Source organism: Roseivirga sp. AWQ4_251 (assembly GCF_056158225.1).
The window spans coordinates 2,117,040-2,143,132 of record NZ_JBSWSW010000001.1 but is presented as its reverse complement, the minus strand read 5'-3'; the positions used below and the strand labels follow the sequence as shown (position 1 = coordinate 2,143,132).

Below are 26,093 nucleotides of genomic sequence, written 5' to 3'. Positions count from 1 at the left end.
TGTGTAATTGCTTACAAGCTCTGCACTTTAAATCTAGTTTGCAACAGAAGTTGAATTGATTTTATGGTATTGATAATAAGACACCATAAGTATTGCGAGTACGATCAATGGAAAAATAGCTTCGAACCCGAACCCGTCAACTGCCCAATGGCTTACGCAGGCTGCAATAAAATCGAAGGTGAACCCAGCATAAGCCCATTCTTTGAGTCTTTTTGGCGCTTTTGGAACGATTAAAGTTATAGCACCGAGAATTTTAAAAACGACAAGCATTATTCCAAAATATTCGGGATAACCCAAATGTCTAATGCCTTCTTTGGCCAATTCCGATTGAGAAGTGAGCGCTGGCATAACGCCTTCAAAAGCGAAAATGAGTCCAGTGGTAATCCAAAAAATGATTTTGTTCTTTTTCATGAGGTATGTGTTTAAGGGATTTGATTTTTGTCCATGTATAAAACGTTCCAACGATGGCCGTCAAGGTCGGCAAAAGCGCAACCGTACATCCAACCTTGAATTTCGGTAGGCTTGGCAAAAACATTACCGCCAGCAGTTTCTACTTTTTGAGCAATATCATCTACTTCTTGCTTACTTTCTGCATCAAAAGAAATAAGCATTTGTGATAACTCATTGGGGTCCGAAACTTTATGTCGAACAATATGCTCAAAGGTATCAATACTGAAAAGCATCAATACGGTGTTTTTAGCTCCCATTAAAAAGCAAGCTGAAGTATCGGTATTGCCGTTCTTTTCATTCAATTTAAAGCCCAAAGCAGAAAAGAAAGCTCTCGATTTTTCAATGTTTTTAACGGGAAGGTTTAGCCATATTTCTTTTGTCATTTTCTAATTTTTAGAGGTAGAACGATTATGATGAAGCAGCCAACGGTTTCCATATTTATCGGTAAGTCCGCCTAAAAGCGCTCCCCAAAAAGTGGTTTCAATGGGATGTGTAGATTTTCCACCGGCTACAAGCAGTGCATAGGTCTCCTTTATTTCTTCAGGGGTTGAACACTCCAACATCAGGCTCACCGCATTTCCTTTCAGCAAACCATCTTCACTTACCATGTCCGAACCCATCAGTATCAACTCGTCTTTTTCAAGCGTGGCATGCAAAATGGACTTCTTCATTTGAACGGGAAGATCTTCTGATTTAGGAGATTCTCCCACGGTTTGAAAATTTAGGTTTCCGCCCAAACAAGCCTGATAAAAACTCATGGCTTCTTTGCAATTGCCATTGAAAGTGAGGTATGCGTAGATTTGCGCCATTGATTTCTCTTTGAATTTTAGTTGGCTTCAGTATATTTTTTGAAGTTGTCTAAAATAGATTGCCAACCATTTTTCTGCATTTCTGCTGGATTTTCATCTTCTGGCTCAAAAACCTCAATGATTTTTACTGAATCACCATCTTCTTCAAAAGTGATTTTAACTTTTCGTTCATCTCCCAGAGTATAAGCCAACAGCTCATTTTCAGAGACTTCATCATAAATTCCCCAGAACTCAAATCCGAAACTTCCGTCTTTGGCTTCCATTCTCGACATGAATTTACCGCCCACTTTCAGGTCGTTTTCGGCTACCGGAGTATGCCATTCAGGGCTAGCGGTGTTCCATTGAACAATGTGTTTTGGAGAAGTCCAGTATTCCCAAACTTTTGCAATGGGAGCCTTCACTGAAGTTTCTATCGTAATAGCAGTTGCTTTCATATGTGTTTAACTTTTAAGTATTTAAATGAGAATTGTACACAACAAAGGTGGCAACTTGTTTCGAATTTCCGATAGTGTAAAAGCGGCTGTTCGCGGGGTTGTTTGCGACAGGCGAACCTCTTACATTTATTGAATTATTTTTTAGCTGGAATCTTCCGGTTTTAGAGCAAATCCTATGAAACGAGTTTCTATTTATGTGCCTAAGTCTGCAGTTATTGAGGCTGTGGCCGATCCGCACTATATGTTCAATGCAGCCAATCAGTTTTTGGTTTCTGCAGGCCAAAAGCCACTTTTCGAGGTCGAATTGGTAGGTCTTAAGAAAGATATTCCTTTTGCCAATGGCGCTTTTTCTGCCCATACCAACCGATTGATTGATGAAGTAACACAAACTGATTTGATCATTTTGCCGGCCTTATTTGGCAATATGTCCAAGGCAGTTGAATTGAATGAAGAAGCCGTTCCTTGGATTGTGGATCAATATAGAAGGGGAGCAGAAGTGGCTTCTCTGTGTGTTGGAGCTTTTTTATTGGGCAAAACGGGGCTTTTAGATGGCAAGGCATGTTCTACTCACTGGGCTTTTTGTCAAGAATTCAAAGAGACTTATCCGCAGATTGAAATCAAAGATGGAAGCATCATAACCGAGGTTGAAGGGGTTTATTCCAGTGGTGGAGCAAATTCTTATTGGAATCTTCTTTTGCATTTGCTCGAGAAATATACAAATAGAGACACTGCAATTTTAGCCGCGAAATACTTTGCCATAGATATCGATAGAGACAGCCAATCGGCTTTTGCTATGTTCAATGGTCAAAAAGATCATAAAGACGAAGAAGTGAAACGCGCTCAAGTTTATATTGAAGACCATTTTCAGGATAAAATCACTGTAGATGAATTAGCTAACGAAGCATCAGTGAGCCGTAGAAGTTTTGAAAGAAGGTTTAAACAAGCCACCGGCAACACGATTGTGGAATACATGCAACGTGTTAGAATTGAAGCTGCGAAAAGAAGTTTTGAGTCTTCAAGAAAGAACATTTCTGAAGTAATGTACGATGTGGGTTATACCGATACCAAGGCTTTTAGAACAGTGTTTAAAAAGGTAACCGGCTTAACTCCAGTTGAATACAGAAATAAATATCAGAAGGAATTAGTGAATTAATTTCATAAAAAAGTCCTTGGCTCTTAGAACCAAGGAATTTTTTAATTAGTCGATGAAGGTGAAGAGGTGTTGATGTGGTTTTCTCACTTTCTTAAGGTTTACCAACCAGTCTTTGTCTTCGTTTCTATATCCTAAATTCAAGATCAACGTACTTTTTAAACCTTTCTCTTTCAAGCCTAAAAGTTCATCTAATTCAGCTGGTTTAAATCCTTCCATTGGGCTCGAATCTACTTTTTCTAGGGCAGCAGCCACTAAACCAAAGCCTAGCGCAATGCCAGCTTGTTTAGCCGCATGGTTAAAGTTTTCTTCTGGTGTTTTTGAAGTGAAATTCTTGATCAGGTTTTTGCGATAATCATCGGTTTGCGAATCAGGAATATTGCGTTCTTCATTATTACGCTTGAAAACATCGTTGATTCTTTCTTCAGTGTACGTGTCCCAAGCCGCAAAAACCAAAGTATGGCTCGGCTGTGTAATTTGTGGCTGATCAAAAGATACGGCTCTGATTTTTTCCTTCAATTCTGGGTTTGTAATTACAAAAACCTCGAAAGGCTGAAGGCCAGAAGATGTTGGTGCAAAGCGAATGGCTTCTAATATTTTGTCAACTTTTTCCTGAGGTACTTTTTCGCCATTCATTTGTTTAGTGGCATACCTCCATTGCAAAGCTTCAGATAAGTTCATTTTAAATTATTTAGGTTTTCTTAATTCGTGTTTAAACATGTTTTCGATCTACATAACCAACATTGGTTTCTTTTCGTTACCAATGAAGTCAAAAAAATGAGTTACTTTTTGGTAACCAGTTTTAGCCATGAAAAAATATGAAGGAATTGAATGTACCGCACAGATTCGTCCGGTACGTGATGCCCTAGATGTAATCAGCGGAAAATGGAAGCTTCCCATCATCATTGCCATGTCGAAAGGCAATATGCGTTTCCGCGAAATTCAAAGGGCTGTTGATGGCATTTCTCCAAAAGTTCTTTCTTCTGAGCTTAAGGTGATGGAAATGAATTTATTAGTCGAAAGAAAAGTAAATAGCGAATCACCATCCGATGTTGCTTATCACCTTACACCTTATTCCAGAAGTTTGGGGACGGTAATCCATGCCCTTCAAAATTGGGGAGAAGAACACCGAAGAAGAATTTTTGAAGAAGCCTAAATCAAGGATTTTTCTTTGGAGTTTTCACACCTTTATTATCCCATTTTACCACAAAGAATTTTAAGGTTTCCGAGCCCGTATTGGTTAATCCATGCCAGTCCCAAGGTTTGGCGTACATAATATCACCTGCTTTGGCAGGCGATTCTTCGCCTTTCATACTCCAAGTTCCATTTCCTTCCAAAATGTAAATGAACTCTTCTGCTGAATGTTGATGAGGCGGGTGAATTTGTTGGCCAGGTTTAATTTCGGCCACAGCGGTTAGCGTATTTTGAGTGCCATAAGTTGTGGTTCCGTTTTCAGGGGTATACACAATCAAATTTCCCCAATCTTCGGGCAAATGCTGGGCCTTGTTTCTAGAGATTATTTGCGTGTCTATATCAGCATAGGTCGCATGGCCTTTCCAACCAATAAATGCCGAAATTGCCATTAAAACCACGGTTAGGGCTATGTTAAATTGAGATTTTTTCATTTGCGCGTTTCTTTAAAACTTGAAGATGGAAGGCTTAAATTTTAAATACAAGCAGAATTACTTCAGTTCGGCACTCAGAAAGCAAATAGTGCCTTGGATGGCTCCTAGCCAAAGAAAGGCTTGGGTCATTCGGAGCCATCAAGGACTTATAGGTTTTTAGCGACTAGACAACAACTCGTAGACGGATTCCATCAGCAAGGCTTGGTCTATTTTGGTGAGAAGGTATTTCACTTCTTTTTGCGTGAAGGCCATGCTGTAATGCAAACGCTTATGGCTGATTACGGCTTTATTTCCTTCAGGGTGAAAGTTGCTGAAATGTTGTGGAGAGAGTGATTTTAGCATTCGGATAAAAGCTCTCAATTCCCTTTCGGTGAAGCTCAAAAACAGATTTCTATAATTGACATTATAGCTTTCGCAGCAACTGCATTTGGAAATTTGAATGGCCTTATCTTCTGCTAAAACAGATAATTGATGTTTTTCTTCCATGGTTTAGGCAGACAAAGCTTCGTGAACTTCCAACATGATAAGAGATTCTTCAAGCACTTGTTTGAAGTGATAGAATTCTAAATAATTGAAAGTGAATTGTATATCGGGGTGGCAGGTGACTATGATGATTTGGTTTTCACCATTGGGGAATAAAATCGAATTTGAATTGAAATCGAGCTGAATTATGCTTTCTGCAAACATTTTAAATTCGTCCCACTCAAAGCCAGAAAGTATGTTGTTGTAGAAAAGGCCAATACGTCTACAGCATTCACAATATGACACATTGAACTTACTCCCTTCCGCTAGGATTTTGTTTTGGCATTCATTCATAAGGCTAATTTTAGTTTATTATTTAGAATGATTCTAAACAAAGTTAATCCTCATGAATAGTTCAGGCAATGGCTATTGATAGTGAAAATGATCGCTAGAAGTAGTGATCAATCCTCCAAGATATCGGGTGGCTTGGAGGATTAATGTCTTAAAATTTCAGTTTGGTTACGCCTTTTTTCAGCGGAATCTTATAAGCTCCTCTAACTTTTTCAAAGGGTAGAGAAACTTCTTTATTCAGCCTTAAATAAGCAAAAGCCGTGTGATCGGTTTTTGGTGCTAATTCAAGACTTACCGATCCTTCTTTTTCATCATAAGTAATGTTTTCTATCATTCCAGCATCAAGGGTTATCCAAAGATTTTCAGGGGCTATGAAAACGCGATTTTTGGCTGCTGTGGTTAATTCTACACTGACTTTGTCCTTTTTTATCTGCTGATTTCCTCCAAATGTCAGCCATCCAAATTGCTCTGTTTTGGTTAAATAGGTAGACGTATTTATAGCGTAGCCAAAGAAACCAGAACCGTAGTCGCCTGATAAATAGTCGATTTCTAGCGTAGAAGGGAAGGAGTGGAAGGCTGCCGGTCCAAAGCCATCTTGAGTGATGTTGGAAATAGAACCCAACAAACCGCCATAACCAACTCTAATCAAGTGTAAGTCTGGATTTTTCCGATAAGCTTTAAGCATTGGAATGGCATTCAAACCAGATCCATAATGATGAATTTGACGTTCTACTCGTGAAAGTTTTCCTCCATATAGAAAGTCCCAATACCTTCTTGCGTTGCCATTGTAAGCCCAGTGAGGAATGGTTGGCATATAAGCCAAAATTGCATTCAGCGTAACCTCAGCTTTTAGGTCATAACCAAAATAATCGGACCACATATATACTTCTTCCTGACCCGTAGAATCCCAAGGCATTTCACTTCCAAAGGGGTAGTTTAGCGATTTCCAATGATCTGCTCTGGCTTTCATTTTTTCTTCCAAGTCACCTGCCAAATCTGTCAGACCTTCTAATTGTAGATCCTCTAGGATTTTCAAAAATATGGTGCCTTCCATTTGCCCAAATTGAGCATAATAAGGAGCAAGCTCTGTCATGGCAATTGCGGTGTGATAGGCGTTTTTCAGGTACCAATCCCAACTATGATTGGTAACCAAGTCTTGATGGTAGCGAGCCATTCGGTACATTACCCAATGGGCAGCGGCAACATGTGGATAATTGTAACTTCTGCCTAAATCATCAGCACCTTCTTTGCTCCAGGCCGCCCAAGTTTTGTAATTGTATTTGGCGGTATCGTATGTTCCCGCAGGCATTTGGTCTGGCTCGTAATAGAATACGCTTTTGTGAACGCCATACTTTTTGTCTCCATCGCTGTTCTGAATTTGCCCCCAGAGTGTGCCATCAATAAAGGTCTCAAGCTTGGCAATCTCTTCCGCATTGGGAATAACCAATTGTTTCATCATGGCACCCAACCAACTTCCTGCGCCTCCTTCATCGCTTAAACCCGCGATCCAAGCTCGACTATCTTGAGAAACTTGCTCTTTCGTTTCATAGTCATAAGAAATTACGGATGGAGCTCTTTGGAAAGGGTCACTTTCATCGTCAAACCACTGTTTGGTGGTTAGAAAATGGCCATAATTTTTCACGACATCAGCTTCTGATTGAATGACTTTATAATTTATGGTTTGAGTAAGCCCATCTTCATAGCGAATTGTAAGTCGGGATCTGCCCCAGGCTTTGCCTTCAATTTGATAATGAACAAAGCCATTTTCGAGTTGTCCCCTTTTTTGGAAATTTAAAGCTCCTTTAGGCTCAACTTCCATGCTTTCAACTGGGCTTTTGTACTTTAAGTAAAGGCTGCCGTTGGTCTTTTCAGGAAGAACATAACCCGGAATTCCCATAGCAACGGGCCTTTCTTCTTCTAGCAGTTTACTTTCTACTTTTTTAATGTCTTCGGCCAAAACCAGCTTTATAGAAAAGTTCTTCTTCTCTTTAGGTTTTAGAATCAATGCGTGTGGAGAGTTCCACGGCATGGCTTTGCTCCATTCATTTTCTGCGTAAGCCTTGCTTAAGCTCATCCATTCGTGATAACCTTCAAACACAATGCTTCGTGGACTCAGTTCATCCAGAAGAGGACGGTAGGCTTCGAAGGGCATGTTTTCTTCCGGAAGAACAAGTAAAACGGGTCCTTTTCCACTTAAACGCTTTACCTCCAGATAACCTGCATCCATTCCTATATATGGATCGAAGAAGACATTTTGTGCGTGTGCTTCATCCAAATGCTTGCCTTCAAGAATGTTGTTAAAAACCATTGGGACGCCAAGAGCTCCTATTTCGATATTCTGATTGGAGGTGTTTTCAAACTCAAAGCGCAAAGAAAGTTCTCCCTTGTTCAATTCGTAGAGGCGTTTTACAGTCAAAGGAAGTTGGTCATCGGAGAGAGTGGCTGATATGTCGGCAGCGGCAAATATTCTTCCCGAAACAGGAAGCGCTTGAACTGACTTTCTGTGCCTGGCTGAACTGTAGCTTTTCCAAGAGCCACCTTCTGTTCTAATTCGAAAATTAATATCTCCTAGATGATATAGACTGTCTTTATCTCGGATTTCTAACCGATCTCCTGGGGTGAAATCGAACTCCAAATCTGACTTAGGATTTAAGGCCGCAACGGTTTGCGAGCTTTTCACCAGTTTTACACGAAATGAAGGTGTTTCGAAAGTTTGAAAGCCATTTTCTAGCCCTAGAGTAGATTTTCGCTTTTCTATTCTTTGCCAATATCCCTGTCCAAAAGCAAGAGATGAAAACAAGAGTAAAACAAAAGTGAAGGTTATATATCTCATTTTTTCCATAGGTTCTGATGCTATAAAATTCGGAATTTATAAATCCCTGCGGTTTCTTTTGGTATCATTAAGGTCCCGTTTGAGAAGCTAGTTTTTCCTTCTTCAATACGAATGTTGTCCTTGTGGTTTTCATCATTATATACCATGTCGTTTTTTCCGCGAAGAATGAATGAATCACCAAGTTCACTGATAATTCCATTTGTGCCGTCTATTTTCAAGGGGTGATCTTGGTGTGTAGCATTAATGACAGAAAAGGTGATGAATTTTTCGTCTTTGGTGACAGTGGCCGCAACATCCAAAGGGGCAGAATAGCCATTTATTTCAATGGGGATAGAACCAAATTCTTCTCTATAAAGCTTTAAAACCAGTCCCGTCCCTTCTAACCAACTGTCGGTGGGTGTGGTTTTTATGGCTCCAATCACATTTACAGTTTGGGCATAATTTGCCATGTAAAAAATGTCAGATTGACGAGCAAATTCATTGAATCCAGCTGCTATGCCCATGGCATCACGCAAAAAATAACGTGTTCCTAATAGTCCATAAACATGTGGTCCATACCAGTAATTCCACTCATCCAAAGCAATTTTAATTTCGTTATTCTTTAATTCAGGATGATCTTTTCTTTGTTTTCGATGTTCTTCAGCGACACTTCGAATAGCCTCTGGAATTTGTTTTACGTGAGTTAGAAGTCCACCTGCATGCCAATCTTGTCTATAAAAATGCTCACTGATATAATCCATTTCATTAGCAGTGTGGGTGTACATCATTTCGTTCCATTTACCAGGAAAACCAACTGCAATGAGCTCAATGTTTGGGTCAACTTGTTTCATGGCTTTGGCTACTCGATTATGTTTTTCAACATAATCTTCAATAGGCATATGACCTAACTGCCAATCACCGAACATTTCGTTGCCCACAGCCCAAAGTCTTACGGAGTAGGGTTTTTCATTACCATTTTCTTTTCGCCAATTCCCCATTTTTGTTTGTGTAGAACCATTGACATATTCTACCTCTTCTGCGGCCATTTCTGCAGTTCCCAAACCTGTGTTTACAGCTATGTTGGCCTCTGCATTCAATAGCTTACAAAGTGTCATGAATTCATCAATTCCTACATCGTTATATTCTAATCCATTCCAAGCTTTGTCAAACCGAGTGGGTCTTTGATCTGGATTTCCAATTCCGTCTTTCCAGTTATAGCCTGAAACAAAATTCCCGCCCGGCCATCGGTAAATGGGAGAGTTTAGCTCCTTCAGTAAAGTGAGCACATCGGATCTAAATCCTTCAATATTGTTTGCTGGCATCAATGATGTGGCTGCCAAGGTTACAGATCCATTCCCTATAAACTCTATTTTGAACGATGAAAATTGGATGTCTTCGTTTAGTTTGAAACTAAATGGAAGGGTTACAAAACTGTTAGATTTGAGGCTTTCATTAAAAATGATTTGTTCTTCTCCATTTTGAACAGAGATTTTCAACCTTTCAATTCCCGAACTGGCTTTAAAAACAATTCTGCCAATGTATTCTTCACCAAAAACCAGCTGTAGTGAATCTTGAACCATGGAGATATTCTCGTTTACCTGAAGAATAGGCAGAATACCTTGGGAAAATGCATGAGATTTATCCTGGCTAACTAAAGAAGAATCTGCGTTGGTTTGCCATGGCGAATGTCTGGAGCCTGGTTTATAATAGAACTTTCGGTCACTCAGTATTTCTGCCCATAAACCTCCGTAAATGGATTTACCCATATGCTCTATGAACTGACCATATAGCAGAGGAGACATGGGTTCTCTCTTTTCTTCTAAATTGAATGAGATTTGAGGAGCAAGTTTTTCAGAAGAGATTTCTTCTAACTTCAAATTGTCGAAATAGACTTTTCCTTTTGCTTGACCATTTTTTCCTAACCAACATTCCAACATAAAGCTGTCTTCGTTTTGAGAGTCGAACTCCATTTCTACGTATGTCCAATCTTGATTACTCTGGAAAATAGTATCGCCTTGAAATGAAATGTTACCAAGGCCAAAGCCAGCTCCTGATCCATTTTTGCTTACAAGGTTTTCTGTCTTTAAATAACCTGAAACCTTATAATGAGCATATGGCTTAATGCTGATTTTCCTAAACCAACGATTAACAGAAAAGGAATCAGTTTCAATGAGCAACATCGTTGTAGAATATTGACTGGAAACACTGTCTGAGTAATTTTCTTGTTTACTCCAATACTCAGTTTCCCATTGAGCTTCTTTAGGGTTTTGATCCGAATTAGGAGAAAGTAGGGTAGAAGAAGTCGGATGGCATGCCGATAAACTGATCAGGACAAATAAAAATAGACAGGTTTTATAGGGCATCTCTCTCAATTAAAAAGTTAAAATCATATCTAATTTTCTTGTGGGCATGTTACAAGGAAATTGAATTCTAATTGTGGATATTAAATTTAATAGGGCCTTTCAACTTAAACTGAATGAAGATTAGCACAAACTAATATGATTTTATCATAAGTGTATTTTTTACACGTATTTTAATTGATGTGAGTTTGTGTTTTCGGAAAATCAATTCTTACGAATGAATTTTAAAGAGCTTCTTTTTAAATTCTGAAATTCCCATGATGGCTTCTATTTGTCTTTTCTTACATATCAATAGAACTCGTTCCAAATTTCTTCCAAATTGAAAGTTTAATTGCCTGCTATGAAAATTCTGATTGTCGAGGATGAAAAGGAGCTTGCTCAAGATATGATGAGCTTTCTTGCCAATGAGCAGTACCTGTGCGAGTGGGCTTTGGATTATGAATCTGCCATGGAAAAGGTCAATACTTATGATTACGACTGTATTCTTCTGGATTTGATGCTTCCTGGAGGCGATGGACTTTCCATTCTCGAAGAATTAAAAGACCTGAATAAGCAGGACGGAGTAATTATAATTTCTGCAAAAAACTCGATTGAAGATAAGGTGAAAGGCTTGAAACTCGGGGCCGATGATTATTTGGCAAAACCATTTCACCAAGCGGAATTGGCCGCTCGAATCGAATCCTTGATCAGAAGGAAACAATTTGAAAGCAACAATGTGATTAAGCATAAAGAATTGTCCATTGACATTCATTCAAAGACGGTGGCGGTTCATAACGATTTAGTGAGTCTTACTAAAAAGGAATACGATCTGCTGCTGTTCTTTATCGGCAATAAAAACCGCGTGCTTTCCAAAGGTGCTTTGGCCGAACATCTTTCGGGTGATTTTGCTGATATGTTCGATAATCATGATTTTGTTTATGCTCACGTAAAAAACTTGAAGAGAAAGCTGAAAGAAAAGGGTTATGGCGATTACATTAAAACCATTTATGGAACCGGCTACAAATGGGAACAATGACCAAATTACTTAATAAACCACTTAAGGCATTTGCCATTTATTCCCTGATTATTCTGCTCATAAGCATACCCGTTTATGTTTTTGTGGTCGATTATATTTGGATAAGCGAGTTGGATGAAAACAACTGGCTTACGCTTCAGCATACCAAGCTAAAACTTCAATCGAAGGAGTTCACTAATTCTGAAATAGAGCAAATAAACCACATTTGGGGCGAACTTCAACCAGGCATGTCTATTGAAAAAGCCGAAGCAAAAAGTGATTTTCAAGATAGTGTTTACCAAGCAATTCGACCGAATAGTTATGATTTAGATGATGGTGAAGATCGTTTTCGTGGACTAAAGTCTTATGTTGAGATCAACGGTCAGCCTTATTTAATTACCATAGAAACCAATGTGGAGGAATCAGATGAAACTTTCATTGCCGTTGCCATAGTGACTTTCGTGTTTTTTACGGTATTGATTTTGGGATTTATGCTTCTGAACCGAAGTATAGCCACTAAAACATGGAAACCTTTTTATCAAACCCTGAACGCACTTAAAAACTTTGAGCTTTCCAAAGCCGAAAATATTGATCTGCCGAAAAGTGATATTCAAGAATTTCATGAATTGAATGCATCTCTTGAGCAGCTTATTAAAAACAATGTGGAGGCTTATCTTAAGCAAAAGTCTTTTACAGAAAATGCTTCTCACGAGCTGCAAACGCCTATTGCATTGCTGAAATCGCGATTGGATATTCTACTGCAGGAAGAAAATATAACTCCTGAAATTTCTGAGATTATCAGCAGTATTGAGGCGCCACTTTCACGGCTTTCTCGCATTAACAAAAACCTTTTGCTGTTGGCTAAGGTCGAAAACCATCAATTTGGTGACTTAGAGAATATCGACATCAAAGAATCGATTGACTTTTGTATTTCTCTTTTCGAAGATTATATAGAAAGTGAAGAAATCACTTTACTGAACCATGTTCAAGCATCGAAACAAGTAGAAGCTAATCCATTTCTATTGGAAACTTTGCTGAACAATTTGCTTTCCAATGCTATCAGGCATAACGCGAAAGGTGGCGAGATTTTCATTCACATGGAACATGATACGCTTTTATTCAGTAATTCCGGAAATGCTGCATTAGCCAAAGAGAATTTATTTGAGAGATTCTCTTCTGTTTCAAAAAGCAAAGTGAGTAGTGGTTTGGGCTTATCCATTGTTAAGGAAATTGCCAAGCAACATGGCTGGAGTGTGGCCTACCATTTTGAAAATGATCTTCACATTTTTTCAGTGAAGTTCTAATCTTCCAAATTTCTTCCAAATTGATGTTCAGATTAAGGAAAAAACTTAATCATGAAAATATCGAACAAAGTAGCTCAAATTACGCTGCTGTTTTGGCTCATGAAAATTGTAGCCACAACCCTTGGCGAAACCTTCGGAGACTTTCTTTCAATGACCTTGAATTTAGGTTATTTGATTAGCCTCGGAATTACCGTTTTCGCGTTTATGTTGGTGTTGGCAATTCAATTGAAATCCAACTCATACATTTCATTTCTTTATTGGTTGGTAATTGTCGCGACAACAACCCTGGGTACAGAAATTTCTGATTTTATCGATCGCAGCTTGCATCTGGGTTATACTTCAGGTACTGTACTCTTGCTGAGTTTGTTGTCTGCTACACTTTTTGTCTGGTACAAAAAATATGGGAGTTTACAGTTTTATCCAATTTCCAGCAGAGGTAAGGAGTCTTTCTACTGGCTTGCAATATTATTCTCTAACAGTTTGGGTACCGCATTTGGCGATTATTTAAGCGATGTTGCGGGTCTGAGCTATTTACAAGGTGCCTTATTTACTGCTTTGGTTATTGCCGTAGTTGTATTGCTACATTATAAAACCAAGCTGAACGAGGTAGTTCTCTTTTGGCTTGCATTCGTTTTTACCCGGCCTTTCGGAGCCACGTTTGGTGATTTTCTTACAAAGCCATTGAGCAAGGGAGGTCTGGATTTAGGAACGCTCTCGGCTTCATTAGTAGCCGTTTTTATTCTAGCCGCACTGATTCTGGTAGATAGAAGAGCGATGAAGTCAAAACAAAATTGACTCAAAAAAACGTCTTCTAAATTCCTTCCAAATTCAATTCTAGATTCGAATAACATTAACTAATTAAACCCATAAAAGATGAAAAAATTACCTATGATTTTAGTGCTCAGCCTTACTGTAAGTACTGTGGCATGTGCCCAAAAGAAGAGTGAAGTTCCTCAAAAAGTACTTTCTGCTTTCAATGCAAAATTCCCCAGCGCCAAAAAGGTTTCTTGGGATATGGAAGAAGCAGATGAATGGGAAGCAGAATTTAAAATGAATGGGAAAGAATATTCTGCCAATTTCTCTCTCGATGGCATGTGGAAGGAAACGGAATATGAAATCAAGAAATCGGAAATTCCAGCCAATATCAAAGCTTTACTCGACCAAAGCTTTACGGATTACGACATTGAAGGAGCTGAAATTGCTGAGGCAGCTTCTGGGAAATCTTATGAGTTCGAAATTGAAGTGGGAGAAGAGGAGTTTGAAGTGGTGATAGATGCCAATGGTAAACTGACCAAGAAAAAAGAGGCGGATGAAGAAGGTGATGAAGACGATGATAATGACTAAAAGTAGAGTGTTTTTACAGTTTGTGTTTATGGTGTTGCCAAGCCTAATTTGGGCTCAAACTACATCGGTGAACATATCTGGCAATGTTAAAGACAAGGCCTCGCAAGAGGCCATGCCTTTCGTGAACATTGTTTTGAAAAAAACTTCGGATTCAACTTTCGTTTCGGGTACAATTTCTGACGACAAGGGTTTTTTCACCCTTACCGATGTCGCTCCGAGCGAATATCTAGTAGAATCCACATTTATAGGTTACTCAAAATATACTGCGCCTCTCTTTGTGGGTTCTAATTCGAAGTATATTGATTTAGGAAGCATTTTAATGGCCGAAGCTACGGAAATGCTAAGTGACGTTACCGTTACTGGTCAGCGCGATGCCGTGGCGGAGGCTATGGATAAGAAAACTTATACTGTAGATGCGAACGTAAGTCAATCGGGTGGAAGTGTATTACAATCAATGAACAATCTGCCGGGCGTTACTACGCAAGATGGTCAAGTGCAATTGCGAGGTAATAGTCAGGTGATGATACTGATTGATGGCAAACAAACCGCAATTACGGGTTTTGGCAACCAAAATGGATTGGACAATATTCCCGCTTCAGCGGTAGAGAAAATTGAAATTATTAATAACCCTTCTGCAAAATATGATGCCAATGGAAATGCGGGTATCATCAACATTGTGCTGAAAAAGGAAAAGCAAGAGGGGTTTAATGGAAAAGTTGGTTTAAGTACAGGATTTGGCGCACTGTGGGTAAGGAAACAAAACCTACCAGATATCAGGCCGCAGTACACCGCTACGCCAAAGCTAAACCCTTCCGTTTTATTGAATTATAGAAAGAACAAAGTCAACCTATTTCTTCAAGCTGATAATCTATACACCCAAACACTGAACAAAAACGAATTTATTACCCGAAGTTATGATGACGGAACTGTGATAAATCAGCAAATGAAGCGAAACAGAAACACTAACTTTTTTACTTCAAAAGCAGGTTTAGATTGGTTTATCAATGATGCGAATACGCTAACAGTCTCTGGCTTTTTCAGCCAAGAAATTATTAAGGATAGAGGCGATCAACCTTTCTTTGATGGAAACAGTGGAGACAAGCTAAGGCTTTGGCAGTTTTTGGAAGATGAAGTGTTGACCGCAGCCATGGCTACCGTAGCCTATGAACATAAATTTCAACAGCCAGGTCATAAGCTGAATATCGGCTTCAACTACACTTTCGATCGTGAGGATGAAAAATACTTCTTTGACAATCAAAAACCAGATTACAATACTCAGGAATCTTTCTTCTTGATTGCCGATCAAAAAGTAGCGGATTTCACTTTGGATTACACCAAGCCTGTAAGGCACGGTTTGCTGGAAACTGGAATCAAATTCAGGAGAAGGACAATTCCAACCAACATGCAATTCAATCCTTCTGCCACTCATTCTGTATTGGATACGGGTGCTGATGGCGTTGCTGAATACAAAGAAACCATTCCGGCTTTGTATGGTAATTACATATATGAAGTTAAAAAATTAGAAGCTGAATTAGGTTTAAGAGTAGAATATGTCGACTTGAAATATGTGGTGGATCCTAATCACAACACTTACCAAAGCGATGGCTATAACTACTTTCAGCCGTTCCCAAATGCGCGACTAACCTATAGATTGAATGATCAGAATAATTTTTCTGTGTTCTTCAATCGTAGGGTAGATAGGCCTGATGAAGTGGATATTCGCATTTTTCCAAAGTATGATGATGCGGAAATCATAAAGGTTGGTAATCCTGCTTTACAGCCTCAATTCACCAATACGATGGAGCTTGGCTATAAAAACATTTGGCAGAAAGGTTATTTGTATAGCGCACTTTATCATCGCATTTCTGATGGAACCATCACACGCGTTGCTACAACTGTAGATGATACAAACCTGATTTATAACGTTTCCCAAAATGCGGGCAAAAGTTATAACACTGGGGTCGAAGTGGTGCTTAATCAAGAACTGTCTGATCGGGTTTCTTTCAACCTAAATCTGAATGGCTACCGAAATCAAATCAATGCTTTTACGGTATACAACAAATATCCGGTTGAAAACACATTTACTGCCGAGAAACAAAAGGTGTATTCGGGCAATATTAAGCTCAACACTAATTTAAAGTTGAAAGGCAATACTGAAGCTCAATTTACTGCGATTTACCTCGCTCCGGATATTATTCCTCAAGGAACCATTCAATCGAGGTTCTCTCTTGACTTTGGGATTAAACGACCCATCCAACATGGAAAAGGAGAGCTCTTTTTCAACGCTACGGACTTGTTGAATACCATGAAAATCAAGAAGAAAATCAATGGTAATAATTTCTATTACACAAGCGCTGACTATTACGAAACTCAGGTGTTGAGAATTGGCTACAGCTATAAGTTTTAAAAGTTGAATGATGGACTTGGCTAAAATCGAGGCTTATTGTTCTGATATTTTGAAGGGGCTTTCCGCAAAGGAATACCCCTTTCATAATTTCATGCATACGCGAAATGTTGTAGAGCATGTGAAGGAAATTGCTGAACAAGAATCCGTCAGCAAATCGAATGTTGAGATTTTGACTGCGGCAGCTTGGTTTCATGATGTAGGCTATTCCGTGGTTAGGGAAGGGCACGAAGAAGAAAGTGCACGAATCGCATTTGAGTATTTAACTTCCGTCAACTGCAATTTCGAAGCCATTGAAGGCATCGTTTCTTGTATACGAGCTACCAGCATTCCTCAAAAACCAAACTCAAAGCTCGCCCAAATTTTATGCGATGCAGACCTTTATCATCTCGGTAGTTGTGACTATTTCTATTGGCAACATTTGCTGCGTATGGAGTGGGAAGGTTTTCAGCAAAAGAATTACAACGATTATGAATGGTTTCTGACTAACCGTAAATTCTTTCTAAAGCATAATTTCTTTACTTCATACTGCCGCCAAAATCTAGCACTGCAAAAGGAAAGGAATTTAAAGAGAATTGACGCTATGCTTTTACTTTATAGGTGAGAGAGAAGGGATATTTCGTTACCTCAAAACGCATGTTCTGAAACAAAAAAAGCCTTAGATTTCTCTAAGGCTTTTGCGGAACGGACGGGACTCGAACCCGCAACCTTCCCGAGTTATTCGGGACAGGCATTCTAACCCTGCCCATTATTGATAAGATCTATGATAAACCTCTTACTTTTCTGGGCTTTTATAAAGTTTTCCCTTTTAATGGCTTCTGTCTTAGTCTTAAAACTTTCAGTGTAGACAAGTTTCCAAGGTTGTTTTTTAGAGGTATATCCTGTTTTAGCGGAATTGTGTTTGTCTAGTCTCTTCTTGGGGTCATGAGAATATCCTATGTAGAAAGAACTATCCGTTTGACTTTGAATTATATATGTGTAAAACATACGGGCAATTATAAACAAAAAAAGCCTTAGATTTCTCTAAGGCTTTTGCGGAACGGATCCCGAATAACTAGGGAAACCCGCTACCTTCCCGAGTTATTCGGGACAGGAATTCTAACCCTGCCCATTATTGATAAGGTCTATGATAAACCTCTTACTTTTCTGTGCTTTTATGAAGTTTTCCCTTTTAATGGCTTCTGTCTTAGTCTTAAAACTTTCAGTGTAGACAAGTTTCCAAGGTTGTTTTTTAGAGGTATATCCTGTTTTAGCGGAATTGTGTTTATCCAGTCTCTTCTTAGAGTCTTGAGAATATCCTATGTAGAAAGAATTATCTGTTTGACTTTGAATTATATATGTATAAAACATACGGGTAATTATAAACAAAAAAAGCCTTAGATTTCTCTAAGGCTTTTGCGGAACGGACGGGACTCGAACCCGCGACCTCCTGCGTGACAGGCAGGCATTCTAACCAGCTGAACTACCGCTCCAAGATTTTTTTTGTGTCCCTTTCGTTTAAGGTGATGCAAAAGTAGTCGGTTAGATTTGAAATGCAAGGGGTGTTTGCGAAAAATATTTAAAGAAATTTGCTTCATTCTGTTTATCAGTCGGTTAATGGCGAAAAAAAATGAGATTAATTTTCTGCTTGCATTTAGCTGTTTCATAATGCTGGTTTTAGCTACCTTAACTTGATGGAATTCGAAATCAAACATAGAGAGTCCGAAACAAAGGGCGCTTTTTACATAGAAGAGAACGGAACTACGTTAGCTGAAATGACATATTCAAAAGCAGGTACCGACAAACTGATTATTGATCACACAGAGGTAAGCCCTAAGCTTAAAGGGCAAGGGGTAGGCTTGCAGTTAGTGAAACATGCTGTTGAATATGTTAGGGAGAAGGGAGTCAAGATACTTCCATTGTGTCCTTTTGCTAAGGCAACGCTTATGAAGCATCCGGAATGGAAAGATGTGTGGTGAAAAGGAGTTTTGTATACTCCTTCACATTACCATGTAGATGTTTTTAAATCTCTTGTGGCTTGCAAAATGTCTCTACGGCTTACTTGGCCTTTGAGTCTTCCGTTTACATCGACCACAGGAAAGCGCCTGTAATGCGTTCTGAGGAACTTTTGAGCACAGTCTAATACATCCATGTCAATTGAAATTGTTACTACGTTGTTGCTCATGTATTCGCTTACTGTGATTTTGCCATGATGCAGGTTGTGATAGGCTTCGTCTACCATAATTCTCATGCAGTCAATCTCAGAAAGTATCCCAATGATTTTACCTTTTTCGTTTACCACGGGAGCTCCTGAAATTCGATGTTCTAGAAAAACATCCATAGCATCGGCTATGCTCTGGTCTGGAGTGAAAACGATTACTTCCCTGCTCATGTAATCTGTTACCGGACGGTATTTGTGTACCCCTTTTGGCATTTCAGGGGCTTTTACGCCTTGAAAGTTCATATTAGTCTGATTTAATGGTTTATGGATTTTTTGAAACTTAAATAAACTACTGAAAATCAAACAAATATCAAAATTATAAATGGATTTATGTTTCTGTATTTAGTTTTTAGTCTGTGATGTTTTGGAAGAGTAAAATTATATTTTATGACCTGTCACTGGCTTAAAGGCATAAAAAAGGCTTACAATTTGTAAGCCTTTTCATTTCTTATTTAGAATCTTATCTATTTCCAATTTCTTGGTAAGCTCTTTCGGTATAACCAGTGTATACTTGTCTTGGTCTTCCGATAGGCTCTTTGTTCTCTCTCATTTCTTTCCACTGAGCAATCCAACCCGGTAGTCTACCCATAGCGAACATTACAGTAAACATGTCTGTAGGGATTCCTAAAGCTCTGTAGATGATTCCAGAGTAGAAGTCTACGTTTGGATAAAGCTTTCTTTCTACGAAGTAAGAATCGTTCAATGCCTCTTCTTCTAAGCCTTTAGCAATTTCCAATACAGGATCGTTTACGCCAAGCTTAGCCAAAACATCGTCAGCTGCTTTTTTAATGATTCTAGCTCTTGGGTCAAAGTTTTTGTAAACTCGGTGTCCGAAGCCCATCAAACGGAAAGGATCATCTTTGTCCTTCGCTTTCGCCATCCATTTTTTAGTATCTCCACCATCTTTCTTGATGTTTTCTAACATCTCGATTACGGCTTGGTTTGCACCACCATGAAGAGGTCCCCATAGGGCGTTGATACCACCTGAAATAGAAGCGTACAAGCTTGCGTGAGAAGAACCAACCATTCTTACTGTAGAAGTAGAACAGTTTTGCTCGTGGTCGGCATGAAGAATTAATAATTTATCTAGAGCAGAAGCTACTACAGGATCAACCTCATAATTTTCGGCTGGTGTAGCAAACATCATTTTCAAGAAGTTGCTGCAGTAGTCAAGGTTATTGTCTGGGTAATTTACAGGATGGCCAATTTGGTTTTTGTAAGACCATGCTGCAAATGTTGGCATCTTAGCAATTAAGCGGATGATGCTCATATCTACCTCATGAGAAGATCTGTTAGGATCTAATGAAGCAGGATAGAAAGCGGTTTGAGCACAAACCAAAGAAGATAAAACGCCCATTGGGTGAGCTGTAGAAGGGAAACCTTCCAAGATTTTCTTAACATCTTCGTGAACCAAGGTGTGATTCGTGATGGTTTGAGTAAACTCAGCGTACTCTTCTTGGGTTGGTAATTCTCCGTAAATCAGCAAATAAGCAACTTCTAAGAAAGAAGACTTTTCTGCTAACTCTTCAATCGAGTAGCCTCTGTATCTCAATATTCCCTTTTCCCCATCTAGGAAAGTGATTGCACTTTGCGTTGAACCGGTGTTTTTGAAACCTGGGTCAATGGTAATGACTCCGCTCTGTGCTCTTAATGAAGAAATATCGATGGCTTTTTCTTTTTCTTTTCCCTCGATTACCGGTAACTCCATGGTTTTACCGTCTACTTTAATCTCCGCAATGTTTGACATCTCTATTCTAATGTGTTTTTCGTTTTGGAAGTGCTCTCTCGTTGGCGAGCGAATTTAACGTATAAAACACGGAAATGAAACTGTTGTTCCCGTGTTTGGGGATTTTTAATTCACAGAACCAAGATTTAATGCTCATTGTCAATTCTGTAGCTCTTTTTCCCCAATTAATTTATTTTTAAGAACCGATTTTTTTCAGATTCTCTTCAATGATTTCTAGAATTTGATGAGCCACTTTTAAGGCTTTATAGCCGTCTTCAATGGTTACAACAGGCCTTGTATTATTCACTATAGCTTGATGAAAAGTGAATAATTCTTCGCGAATGGCATTGGAAGGATGAACTTTAGGATTTTCGAAAATGATCTCCTTTTTCCCTTTGTCTTCTCCCAAATCCAGAACCATGCTGAAAGGCCCTTCTTCACCCGTGGCTTCTTTCATGCGAACGACTTCCGATTTCTTTTCAAGAAAATCAACCGAAACATAAGCGTCTTTCTGAAAGAATCGAGACTTTCTCATGTTCTTAACGGCAATTCTACTGGTGGTTAAATTCGCCACACAGCCATTTTCGAACTCTAACCGAACGTTCGCAATATCAGGTGTATCGCTTACGACAGCTACTCCGTTGGCAGAAATGTTCTTCACTTCAGAACCCACAGCATGTAGAATCACATCAATGTCGTGAATCATTAAATCCAGCACTACGGGCACGTCTAATCCGCGCGGATTGAACTGTGCCAATCTATGCGTTTCAATAAACATGGGCTGTTTTAGGTGTTCTTGCGCAGCTATAAAGGCCGGATTGAATCTTTCAACATGGCCAACCTGGATTTTTAGACCTTTTTGATTGGCTAGCGAAATAAGTTCTTCTGCTTCCGCCACGGTATTGGTTACGGGTTTTTCGATAAACACATGTTTTCCGGCAGCTAAAGCTTCGGAAGCGCAATCGAAATGAGAAAGGGTGGGGGTTACAATATCTACAACATCAACTTCATTCAATAATTCTGCAATGGAAGCAAAGGCTTTGATATTGTGCTCTTCCGCTACATTTTGAGCGTTTTCTGGGGAAGCATCGTAAAAGCCTACAAGTTGATATTCGGGAATGTCTTTAATGCATTTGATATGGATTTTGCCGAGATGGCCGGCTCCGAGAACGCCTATTTTTAGCATAGAATGTTAGTTTTTTGCTTAGGGCAAAAGTAGCCATAAATCATTGAGGGTTCTAAGCAATAGGAGGGAAAGGTTTGAACCAGCCAACAATGGTGGCTTTTGGGGAGAAATGGTAAAATAGAGCTGCTTTCCGAATTTGGCAGCTCTATTTTGAATGGATTAATCTTCGATTACCACGATTTTTTCAATTTTATCGCCTTGTCTGATGTCATCGATAATATCTAGGCCTTCCATAACTTTTCCAAAGCAAGTATGATTTCTGTCTAAGTGAGCAGTGTTTTCTCTGCTATGGCAAATGAAGAACTGCGATCCGCCAGTGTTTCTTCCTGCATGTGCCATAGAAAGTACTCCTCTGTCGTGGTATTGGTTGTCACCATCAAGTTCGCAATCAATTTTGTAACCTGGGCCACCGTTTCCGATACCGTTTGGACAACCGCCTTGGATAACGAAATTTGGAATTACGCGGTGGAAATTGAGTCCGTCATAAAATCCCTTTTTAGCCAAGTCAGTAAAGTTTTTTACTGTATTTGGGGCGTCTTTTTCGTAGAATTCCACTTTCATTACGCCTTTTTCAGTATGTATTTCCGCTGTCATTCGTTATTTGTTTTATTTGAATACAAAAGTAACCAACACATCTTATGTTTAGGCTATCCAATCGCACTAAAATCAAATTGATGAACTTTTATCCGCCTTTTTTGGGAGCGGGAATCAGGGTGTCGCATATTTCTCCCGACTTTAAAAAGGCTGTGGTGAGCATGAAACTGAGGTGGTGGAACCGCAATTTGGTTGGTGTACACTTTGGCGGTTCGTTAATGTCGATGTCCGATGCGTTTTATATGCTCTTGATTTTGCAGAATATAGGCAGAGAGTATATTGTTTGGGACAAAGCCTCTACCATACGTTTTAAAAAGCCGGGCAAAGGGAAGGTGACCTGCGTTTTTGAAATCAATGATGCGATTGTGGAGCAGTTAAGAGCCGAAGCCGATGCCAACGGAAAAACTGAAATTATTCTTCCTCTACAAATTACAGACGAACAAGGCGATGTGGTCTGCGAATTGGATAAAACCATTTATGTAAGGAAGAAGTAAAAAGCCTTCCAATTATAATTTCAAAAACTTGAATGTCTGTGAGTTATGTGTAGCTATTGTTAACAAAACAGCCCGAGGTTCAAACCTCGGGCTGTTTTGTTAAATTTTTTATGTTGAACTGGATTAGTCGTTAAAGTGATATAGAAATATCATTTCACCTGAAAAAGCAGGTTTTGGGTTGTCTTTAATTTCCAATTTTACATTCAATTGGCATTTGGTAATGCCTCGTAAATCAGCCAAAGAAGTAAGTTTTACTCTTAAACGCACTTCAGAATCTACCACTACAGGTTGATTGAATTTGAGCTTTTCAATACCATAGTTGATCATCATTTTAATATTGTTGATCTCAGCAATTTGCTCCCATAAATGCGGTAGAATGGAAAGGGTTAAATAACCGTGGGCAATGGTGTTGCCAAATGAAGCTTCCTTTTTTGCTCTTTCGGCATCGAGGTGAATCCACTGGTGATCTAAAGTGGCATCGGCAAAAGCGTTGATTCTGTCTTGTTCTATTTTTAAGTATTCAGAAACGCCAAGTTCTTGACCGATATATTCTGCGAATTCTGCGTGGCTGCCTATTACTAGTTTACTCATAAGGTTGATTTGAATTGCCAATTTAAAAGAAATCGAACATTTATTAGTCTTAAATGTGAGTTGTTACTCCAATTGTCTTATGAATGGCATTTAAAAATCAATGGTGAGTTGATATGCCGTGGTATTGGTCTTGTGATCATCGTCTTCATTTTCAAAATTTGAACAGGTAACTCCCAAAAGCCTAACGCCTTCAGGGAAATCACTCCATTCAATTTGTTCTAAAAGGTTGAAGGTTAAAGTTTCGATTTCTGCCAGACGATCTATAAAATGAGTTTGGGTAATACTTCTTGTAATTTGAGTGAAATCGGAGAATTTAACTTTGAGTGTTAAGGTTTTTCCGAATTTCTCTGCCTTTTCCAGCCTTCTGAAAACCGTGTCCATTATGGGCAATAAGGCTGCTTTCATTTCTTCCAAAGTGGTCAAATCTTTTTCGAAAGTGTTTTCAGCACCCAAAGATTTTCTAATTCGATGAGGGTTTACCGGCCGATTGTCTTGCCCACGCACTATATTATAATAGTAGGCGCCTGCTTTTCCGAATTTGTGTCTTAAAGCCTCTTTGGTCCATTGTTTTAAATCGAAGCCATTGTGAATGCCCAAAGTGTGCATTTTTTTAGCGGTTACTTTTCCTACACCAAAGAATTTATCGATTTCCAGTTTTTCTAAAAACGGAATCACCTTATCAGGACCAATCAGGGTAATGCCATCGGGTTTTTGATAGTCGCTGGCAATTTTTGCCAAGAATTTATTCACGGAAATTCCGGCTGATGCGGTTAGACCTGTTCTTTCTTTGATTTCCTTTCTTATGGATTTGGCGATTAATGTGGCCGAAGCAATTCCCTTTTTGTTTTCTGTGACATCCAAAAAGGCTTCGTCTAATGAAAGCGGTTCTACTAAATCTGTGTATTCATGAAATACTTCTCTGATAATATTGGAGACCTCCTTATATCTTTCAAACCTTGGCCTTACAAAAATGATGTGCGGGCATTTATTGTATGCGGTTTTTGAAGGCATAGCCGAACGGACTCCATATTTTCGGGCTTCATAACTAGCAGCTGCCACTACGCCACGCTCTCGGTTTCCGCCTACAGCCAAAGGTTTTCCTCTGTATTCAGGATTATCGAGTTGTTCTACGGAAGCAAAAAAAGCATCCATGTCCACATGAATGATTTTACGATACGGTTCTGCTTCCTTTTTTTCCATGCGTTCGAAATTAACGAACGATTTTATGAACTTTGCGCACATTCATCAGATTCTAATTTCGTATGAACCGTTCTAAGAAAATATTTGTGGTGGTTTCTGTTTTGTTCATCATCGCCACATTGATTGTAGGATACGATATAACCACTAGAACTTCATTTCCTGGTTCTAAAAAGCTGCTGAAAGAATCCATAGCGCCTAGCGAAGATTCTGTTCAAGATACGGTTGCTGTTGACACGGTTTCGTTCGACCGTAAACCATAATCCAAATATTTGAGTTACAAAGGGCATGAAATCATCGGGCAAAAAGGTAGAGCTAGAGAACATTGATTTGGATAGAATGGGGGAGATGGCTGCTGAAAATCCAGGCTTGCTCAGCTATGCACATTCTGTAGGCGGTGCACTTGTAAAACCTGAAGATAAAGGCAAACTGAAGGGGCGAGCTGTTTCTGCAATGTATGAGCAAACCGATATGCAAGTTCAGCAGATTTATGAGCAGATGAAATTGTTGGCCGATCAAGCCAATGCCATCAGAAAACGTGTGGAAGTTTCTGAACGGATTTATCAGGCAAAAATGAGTTTTGAGCCTTTGATTGGAAAAACCTATCACCTTTATCAACGCGAAGATGGTTCCGATTTACTTTCGTTGATTGCGCCTAATGAATGGGGAAGATCCAAACCTTTTAAAAAGTTTGAAGCTAGTGTAAAGCTTTTAGCCGATCATACTTGGGAAATAATCAATGCAGATTATTAGATGATTGATCTACCTCTTCAAAATCCCTGAAAATAAATCTTATTGTTTTGTTCAGCCTAGTGACTTGAAAACTCATTTCGTGGGTTTGGAATCACAGTCTATATAAAAAAAATGTCCCGATAAAAACCGGGACTGGATAAGGTTCGATTAAAAAGTAGAGTTGCTTTTAATATTTTACACCACTAAGATAAGAATATAATTTGAACTTGCTAGATTATTTAACTGTTAAAATTTCAACTGAAAAGTCCATTGATCTCTAAATTGACTTTTTCAATGATAGAAGCGTAATCTTCTATATTTTTTACAAAATCCAACTCGTTTACGTCCACAATTAAGAGCTTGCCTAAGTCATATTTAGCAATCCAATCTTCATAATGAGTATTTAAATTTTTTAAATATTCTATACGAATCAGTTCTTCATAGTCTCTTCCTCGCTTTTGAATATTCCCTACAAGTTTTGGGATATCCGCTCTTAAATAGATCAATAGATCTGGTGGTTGAACATACTGAATCATGGATTTGAACAAATCCAAATAGTTATTGTAGTCGCGTTCAGTAATGTAGCCCGATTGCCTTAGGTTGGCGGCAAAAATGTGAGCGTCTTCATAAATAGTTCGGTCTTGAATGGTACTGGTTTCAGATTTTCTAATCCATTCTACCTGCTTAAATCTGCTGTTGAGAAAATAGACCTGCAAGTGAAACGACCAGCGTTTCATGTCTTCATAGAAATCTTTTAAGTAAGGATTGTCCTCAACCGATTCTAGCTGAACTTCCCAATGATAATCTCTCCCCAGCTTTTGTGCTAAAGTGGTTTTTCCACACCCAATGTTTCCCGCTATTGCTACGTGCATTT

General features: G+C 39.0%; 31 protein-coding genes and 1 tRNA gene. 12 read left to right on the top strand and 20 right to left on the bottom strand.

Going from position 1 to position 26,093, the window contains the following annotated elements; all coding sequences use genetic code 11:
• Positions 1 to 33 precede the first annotated feature (33 nt).
• From ACXACJ_RS09370 to ACXACJ_RS09355, 4 genes are read right to left on the bottom strand one after another with little or no spacing between them, the layout of a single operon-like run.
• Positions 34 to 411 (bottom strand): DoxX family protein, encoded by a 378-nt coding sequence (locus ACXACJ_RS09370; protein ID WP_475134103.1) that lies wholly within the window; start codon positions 409 to 411, stop codon positions 34 to 36.
• Positions 412 to 422: 11 nt separating this feature from the next.
• Positions 423 to 833, bottom strand: a complete 411-nt coding sequence (locus ACXACJ_RS09365) for a VOC family protein (protein ID WP_475134102.1) — start codon at positions 831 to 833, stop codon at positions 423 to 425.
• Positions 834 to 836: 3 nt separating this feature from the next.
• Positions 837 to 1,259 (bottom strand): VOC family protein, encoded by a 423-nt coding sequence (locus tag ACXACJ_RS09360; RefSeq protein ID WP_475134101.1) that lies wholly within the window; start codon positions 1,257 to 1,259, stop codon positions 837 to 839.
• A gap of 17 nt (positions 1,260 to 1,276) precedes the next feature.
• Positions 1,277 to 1,693: an SRPBCC family protein gene (locus tag ACXACJ_RS09355; protein ID WP_475134100.1), complete on the bottom strand. Its 417-nt coding sequence runs from the start codon at positions 1,691 to 1,693 to the stop codon at positions 1,277 to 1,279.
• 175 nt (positions 1,694 to 1,868) lie between these two features.
• Here ACXACJ_RS09355 and ACXACJ_RS09350 point away from each other — a divergent pair, with 175 nt between their 5' ends.
• Positions 1,869 to 2,846, top strand: a complete 978-nt coding sequence (locus tag ACXACJ_RS09350; RefSeq protein WP_475134099.1) for a GlxA family transcriptional regulator — start codon at positions 1,869 to 1,871, stop codon at positions 2,844 to 2,846.
• Between the two features lie 45 nt (positions 2,847 to 2,891).
• Here ACXACJ_RS09350 and ACXACJ_RS09345 read toward each other — a convergent pair whose 3' ends face one another.
• Positions 2,892 to 3,524, bottom strand: coding sequence for a nitroreductase family protein (locus ACXACJ_RS09345; RefSeq protein WP_475134098.1), 633 nt, complete (start codon positions 3,522 to 3,524; stop codon positions 2,892 to 2,894).
• A gap of 127 nt (positions 3,525 to 3,651) precedes the next feature.
• Here ACXACJ_RS09345 and ACXACJ_RS09340 point away from each other — a divergent pair, with 127 nt between their 5' ends.
• Complete coding sequence (locus tag ACXACJ_RS09340; protein WP_475134097.1) at positions 3,652 to 3,999, top strand: winged helix-turn-helix transcriptional regulator; 348 nt, start codon at positions 3,652 to 3,654, stop codon at positions 3,997 to 3,999.
• Between the two features lies 1 nt (position 4,000).
• Here ACXACJ_RS09340 and ACXACJ_RS09335 read toward each other — a convergent pair whose 3' ends face one another.
• The 5 genes from ACXACJ_RS09335 to ACXACJ_RS09315 form a co-directional block, all read right to left on the bottom strand.
• Positions 4,001 to 4,468, bottom strand: coding sequence for a cupin domain-containing protein (locus ACXACJ_RS09335; RefSeq protein ID WP_475134096.1), 468 nt, complete (start codon positions 4,466 to 4,468; stop codon positions 4,001 to 4,003).
• A 156-nt stretch (positions 4,469 to 4,624) separates the two neighbouring features.
• A complete protein-coding gene (locus tag ACXACJ_RS09330; RefSeq protein WP_475134095.1) occupies positions 4,625 to 4,954 on the bottom strand; it encodes a DUF6686 family protein in 330 nt (109 codons plus the stop codon).
• 3 nt (positions 4,955 to 4,957) lie between these two features.
• A complete protein-coding gene (locus ACXACJ_RS09325; protein WP_475134094.1) occupies positions 4,958 to 5,284 on the bottom strand; it encodes a DUF6686 family protein in 327 nt (108 codons plus the stop codon).
• A 148-nt stretch (positions 5,285 to 5,432) separates the two neighbouring features.
• Positions 5,433 to 8,114, bottom strand: a complete 2,682-nt coding sequence (locus ACXACJ_RS09320) for a DUF5695 domain-containing protein (RefSeq protein ID WP_475134093.1) — start codon at positions 8,112 to 8,114, stop codon at positions 5,433 to 5,435.
• Between the two features lie 20 nt (positions 8,115 to 8,134).
• A complete protein-coding gene (locus ACXACJ_RS09315) occupies positions 8,135 to 10,456 on the bottom strand; it encodes an alpha-L-arabinofuranosidase C-terminal domain-containing protein (RefSeq protein WP_475134092.1) in 2,322 nt (773 codons plus the stop codon).
• A 337-nt stretch (positions 10,457 to 10,793) separates the two neighbouring features.
• Here ACXACJ_RS09315 and ACXACJ_RS09310 point away from each other — a divergent pair, with 337 nt between their 5' ends.
• The 6 genes from ACXACJ_RS09310 to ACXACJ_RS09285 all read left to right on the top strand — a co-directional run bounded on the left by ACXACJ_RS09310 (position 10,794) and on the right by ACXACJ_RS09285 (position 17,103).
• Positions 10,794 to 11,468 (top strand): response regulator transcription factor, encoded by a 675-nt coding sequence (locus ACXACJ_RS09310; protein ID WP_475134091.1) that lies wholly within the window; start codon positions 10,794 to 10,796, stop codon positions 11,466 to 11,468.
• Positions 11,465 to 12,751, top strand: a complete 1,287-nt coding sequence (gene porY, locus ACXACJ_RS09305) for a PorY family sensor histidine kinase (RefSeq protein WP_475134090.1) — start codon at positions 11,465 to 11,467, stop codon at positions 12,749 to 12,751. The genes ACXACJ_RS09310 and porY overlap by 4 nt, the downstream gene beginning before the upstream one ends.
• 51 nt (positions 12,752 to 12,802) lie before the next feature.
• Entirely contained in the window at positions 12,803 to 13,546 is a 744-nt protein-coding gene (locus ACXACJ_RS09300) for a COG4705 family protein (RefSeq protein ID WP_475134089.1), read from the top strand.
• A gap of 78 nt (positions 13,547 to 13,624) precedes the next feature.
• The gene (locus ACXACJ_RS09295; protein ID WP_475134088.1) at positions 13,625 to 14,095 is read left to right on the top strand and encodes a PepSY-like domain-containing protein; all 471 of its coding nucleotides are present in this window, start codon (positions 13,625 to 13,627) and stop codon (positions 14,093 to 14,095) included.
• Complete coding sequence (locus tag ACXACJ_RS09290) at positions 14,088 to 16,502, top strand: TonB-dependent receptor (RefSeq protein ID WP_475134087.1); 2,415 nt, start codon at positions 14,088 to 14,090, stop codon at positions 16,500 to 16,502. The genes ACXACJ_RS09295 and ACXACJ_RS09290 overlap by 8 nt, the downstream gene beginning before the upstream one ends.
• Before the next feature lie 7 nt (positions 16,503 to 16,509).
• Entirely contained in the window at positions 16,510 to 17,103 is a 594-nt protein-coding gene (locus ACXACJ_RS09285; protein WP_475134086.1) for an HD domain-containing protein, read from the top strand.
• A gap of 131 nt (positions 17,104 to 17,234) precedes the next feature.
• On the opposite strand, the gene ACXACJ_RS09280 is transcribed toward ACXACJ_RS09285, so the two are convergent.
• From ACXACJ_RS09280 to ACXACJ_RS09270, 3 genes are all read right to left on the bottom strand, one after another.
• Complete coding sequence (locus ACXACJ_RS09280) at positions 17,235 to 17,486, bottom strand: GIY-YIG nuclease family protein (RefSeq protein WP_475134085.1); 252 nt, start codon at positions 17,484 to 17,486, stop codon at positions 17,235 to 17,237.
• A 111-nt stretch (positions 17,487 to 17,597) separates the two neighbouring features.
• On the bottom strand, positions 17,598 to 17,849 hold the full coding sequence (locus tag ACXACJ_RS09275) for a GIY-YIG nuclease family protein (RefSeq protein ID WP_475134084.1): 252 nt from the start codon (positions 17,847 to 17,849) through the stop codon (positions 17,598 to 17,600).
• A 48-nt stretch (positions 17,850 to 17,897) separates the two neighbouring features.
• Positions 17,898 to 17,971 (bottom strand) — tRNA-Asp (locus ACXACJ_RS09270).
• A 201-nt stretch (positions 17,972 to 18,172) separates the two neighbouring features.
• On the opposite strand from ACXACJ_RS09270, the gene ACXACJ_RS09265 reads away from it, so the two are divergent.
• On the top strand, positions 18,173 to 18,457 hold the full coding sequence (locus ACXACJ_RS09265) for a GNAT family N-acetyltransferase (protein WP_475134083.1): 285 nt from the start codon (positions 18,173 to 18,175) through the stop codon (positions 18,455 to 18,457).
• Positions 18,458 to 18,483: 26 nt separating this feature from the next.
• Here the strand turns inward: ACXACJ_RS09265 and ACXACJ_RS09260 are convergent, their stop codons facing one another.
• The 4 genes from ACXACJ_RS09260 to ACXACJ_RS09245 form a co-directional block, all read right to left on the bottom strand.
• Entirely contained in the window at positions 18,484 to 18,942 is a 459-nt protein-coding gene (locus ACXACJ_RS09260) for a CBS domain-containing protein (RefSeq protein WP_475134082.1), read from the bottom strand.
• A 217-nt stretch (positions 18,943 to 19,159) separates the two neighbouring features.
• Entirely contained in the window at positions 19,160 to 20,446 is a 1,287-nt protein-coding gene (locus ACXACJ_RS09255) for a citrate synthase (RefSeq protein ID WP_475134081.1), read from the bottom strand.
• Positions 20,447 to 20,621: 175 nt separating this feature from the next.
• Positions 20,622 to 21,611, bottom strand: a complete 990-nt coding sequence (locus ACXACJ_RS09250; RefSeq protein ID WP_475134080.1) for a Gfo/Idh/MocA family protein — start codon at positions 21,609 to 21,611, stop codon at positions 20,622 to 20,624.
• Positions 21,612 to 21,770: 159 nt separating this feature from the next.
• The gene (locus tag ACXACJ_RS09245) at positions 21,771 to 22,205 is read right to left on the bottom strand and encodes a peptidylprolyl isomerase (protein WP_475134079.1); all 435 of its coding nucleotides are present in this window, start codon (positions 22,203 to 22,205) and stop codon (positions 21,771 to 21,773) included.
• Between the two features lie 80 nt (positions 22,206 to 22,285).
• Here ACXACJ_RS09245 and ACXACJ_RS09240 point away from each other — a divergent pair, with 80 nt between their 5' ends.
• A complete protein-coding gene (locus ACXACJ_RS09240) occupies positions 22,286 to 22,699 on the top strand; it encodes a DUF4442 domain-containing protein (RefSeq protein ID WP_475134078.1) in 414 nt (137 codons plus the stop codon).
• A 123-nt stretch (positions 22,700 to 22,822) separates the two neighbouring features.
• On the opposite strand, the gene ACXACJ_RS09235 is transcribed toward ACXACJ_RS09240, so the two are convergent.
• Positions 22,823 to 23,290, bottom strand: a complete 468-nt coding sequence (locus ACXACJ_RS09235) for a MaoC family dehydratase (protein ID WP_475134077.1) — start codon at positions 23,288 to 23,290, stop codon at positions 22,823 to 22,825.
• A 90-nt stretch (positions 23,291 to 23,380) separates the two neighbouring features.
• Positions 23,381 to 24,490 (bottom strand): DNA polymerase IV, encoded by a 1,110-nt coding sequence (gene dinB, locus ACXACJ_RS09230; RefSeq protein WP_475134076.1) that lies wholly within the window; start codon positions 24,488 to 24,490, stop codon positions 23,381 to 23,383.
• Positions 24,491 to 24,552: 62 nt separating this feature from the next.
• Here dinB and ACXACJ_RS09225 point away from each other — a divergent pair, with 62 nt between their 5' ends.
• Both ACXACJ_RS09225 and ACXACJ_RS09220 read left to right on the top strand, forming a co-directional pair.
• Positions 24,553 to 24,750: a hypothetical protein gene (locus ACXACJ_RS09225; protein ID WP_475134075.1), complete on the top strand. Its 198-nt coding sequence runs from the start codon at positions 24,553 to 24,555 to the stop codon at positions 24,748 to 24,750.
• A 25-nt stretch (positions 24,751 to 24,775) separates the two neighbouring features.
• The gene (locus tag ACXACJ_RS09220; RefSeq protein ID WP_475134074.1) at positions 24,776 to 25,240 is read left to right on the top strand and encodes a DUF2452 domain-containing protein; all 465 of its coding nucleotides are present in this window, start codon (positions 24,776 to 24,778) and stop codon (positions 25,238 to 25,240) included.
• A gap of 233 nt (positions 25,241 to 25,473) precedes the next feature.
• Here ACXACJ_RS09220 and ACXACJ_RS09215 read toward each other — a convergent pair whose 3' ends face one another.
• On the bottom strand, positions 25,474 to 26,091 hold the full coding sequence (locus ACXACJ_RS09215; protein ID WP_475134073.1) for a deoxynucleoside kinase: 618 nt from the start codon (positions 26,089 to 26,091) through the stop codon (positions 25,474 to 25,476).
• Between the last annotated feature and the right edge of the window lie 2 nt (positions 26,092 to 26,093).

Excerpts from the sequence above, each read along its gene's own strand:
- ACXACJ_RS09345 (WP_475134098.1), bottom strand. The coding sequence starts at position 3,524 with ATGAACTTATCTGAAGCTTTGCAATGGAGGTATGCCACTAAACAAATG.
- ACXACJ_RS09355 (WP_475134100.1), bottom strand. The coding sequence starts at position 1,693 with ATGAAAGCAACTGCTATTACGATAGAAACTTCAGTGAAGGCTCCCATT.
- ACXACJ_RS09300 (WP_475134089.1), top strand. The coding sequence starts at position 12,803 with ATGAAAATATCGAACAAAGTAGCTCAAATTACGCTGCTGTTTTGGCTC.
- ACXACJ_RS09365 (WP_475134102.1), bottom strand. The coding sequence starts at position 833 with ATGACAAAAGAAATATGGCTAAACCTTCCCGTTAAAAACATTGAAAAA.
- dinB (WP_475134076.1), bottom strand. The coding sequence starts at position 24,490 with ATGGAAAAAAAGGAAGCAGAACCGTATCGTAAAATCATTCATGTGGAC.
- ACXACJ_RS09315 (WP_475134092.1), bottom strand. The coding sequence starts at position 10,456 with ATGCCCTATAAAACCTGTCTATTTTTATTTGTCCTGATCAGTTTATCG.
- ACXACJ_RS09225 (WP_475134075.1), top strand. The coding sequence starts at position 24,553 with ATGAACCGTTCTAAGAAAATATTTGTGGTGGTTTCTGTTTTGTTCATC.
- ACXACJ_RS09335 (WP_475134096.1), bottom strand. The coding sequence starts at position 4,468 with ATGAAAAAATCTCAATTTAACATAGCCCTAACCGTGGTTTTAATGGCA.
- ACXACJ_RS09340 (WP_475134097.1), top strand. The coding sequence starts at position 3,652 with ATGAAAAAATATGAAGGAATTGAATGTACCGCACAGATTCGTCCGGTA.
- ACXACJ_RS09325 (WP_475134094.1), bottom strand. The coding sequence starts at position 5,284 with ATGAATGAATGCCAAAACAAAATCCTAGCGGAAGGGAGTAAGTTCAAT.
- ACXACJ_RS09310 (WP_475134091.1), top strand. The coding sequence starts at position 10,794 with ATGAAAATTCTGATTGTCGAGGATGAAAAGGAGCTTGCTCAAGATATG.
- ACXACJ_RS09260 (WP_475134082.1), bottom strand. The coding sequence starts at position 18,942 with ATGAACTTTCAAGGCGTAAAAGCCCCTGAAATGCCAAAAGGGGTACAC.
- ACXACJ_RS09235 (WP_475134077.1), bottom strand. The coding sequence starts at position 23,290 with ATGAGTAAACTAGTAATAGGCAGCCACGCAGAATTCGCAGAATATATC.
- ACXACJ_RS09330 (WP_475134095.1), bottom strand. The coding sequence starts at position 4,954 with ATGGAAGAAAAACATCAATTATCTGTTTTAGCAGAAGATAAGGCCATT.
- ACXACJ_RS09370 (WP_475134103.1), bottom strand. The coding sequence starts at position 411 with ATGAAAAAGAACAAAATCATTTTTTGGATTACCACTGGACTCATTTTC.
- porY (WP_475134090.1), top strand. The coding sequence starts at position 11,465 with ATGACCAAATTACTTAATAAACCACTTAAGGCATTTGCCATTTATTCC.
- ACXACJ_RS09280 (WP_475134085.1), bottom strand. The coding sequence starts at position 17,486 with ATGTTTTACACATATATAATTCAAAGTCAAACGGATAGTTCTTTCTAC.
- ACXACJ_RS09245 (WP_475134079.1), bottom strand. The coding sequence starts at position 22,205 with ATGACAGCGGAAATACATACTGAAAAAGGCGTAATGAAAGTGGAATTC.
- ACXACJ_RS09275 (WP_475134084.1), bottom strand. The coding sequence starts at position 17,849 with ATGTTTTATACATATATAATTCAAAGTCAAACAGATAATTCTTTCTAC.
- ACXACJ_RS09290 (WP_475134087.1), top strand. The coding sequence starts at position 14,088 with ATGACTAAAAGTAGAGTGTTTTTACAGTTTGTGTTTATGGTGTTGCCA.
- ACXACJ_RS09350 (WP_475134099.1), top strand. The coding sequence starts at position 1,869 with ATGAAACGAGTTTCTATTTATGTGCCTAAGTCTGCAGTTATTGAGGCT.
- ACXACJ_RS09285 (WP_475134086.1), top strand. The coding sequence starts at position 16,510 with ATGATGGACTTGGCTAAAATCGAGGCTTATTGTTCTGATATTTTGAAG.
- ACXACJ_RS09240 (WP_475134078.1), top strand. The coding sequence starts at position 22,286 with ATGAACTTTTATCCGCCTTTTTTGGGAGCGGGAATCAGGGTGTCGCAT.
- ACXACJ_RS09220 (WP_475134074.1), top strand. The coding sequence starts at position 24,776 with ATGAAATCATCGGGCAAAAAGGTAGAGCTAGAGAACATTGATTTGGAT.
- ACXACJ_RS09250 (WP_475134080.1), bottom strand. The coding sequence starts at position 21,611 with ATGCTAAAAATAGGCGTTCTCGGAGCCGGCCATCTCGGCAAAATCCAT.
- ACXACJ_RS09295 (WP_475134088.1), top strand. The coding sequence starts at position 13,625 with ATGAAAAAATTACCTATGATTTTAGTGCTCAGCCTTACTGTAAGTACT.
- ACXACJ_RS09215 (WP_475134073.1), bottom strand. The coding sequence starts at position 26,091 with ATGCACGTAGCAATAGCGGGAAACATTGGGTGTGGAAAAACCACTTTA.
- ACXACJ_RS09255 (WP_475134081.1), bottom strand. The coding sequence starts at position 20,446 with ATGTCAAACATTGCGGAGATTAAAGTAGACGGTAAAACCATGGAGTTA.
- ACXACJ_RS09360 (WP_475134101.1), bottom strand. The coding sequence starts at position 1,259 with ATGGCGCAAATCTACGCATACCTCACTTTCAATGGCAATTGCAAAGAA.
- ACXACJ_RS09265 (WP_475134083.1), top strand. The coding sequence starts at position 18,173 with ATGGAATTCGAAATCAAACATAGAGAGTCCGAAACAAAGGGCGCTTTT.
- ACXACJ_RS09320 (WP_475134093.1), bottom strand. The coding sequence starts at position 8,114 with ATGAGATATATAACCTTCACTTTTGTTTTACTCTTGTTTTCATCTCTT.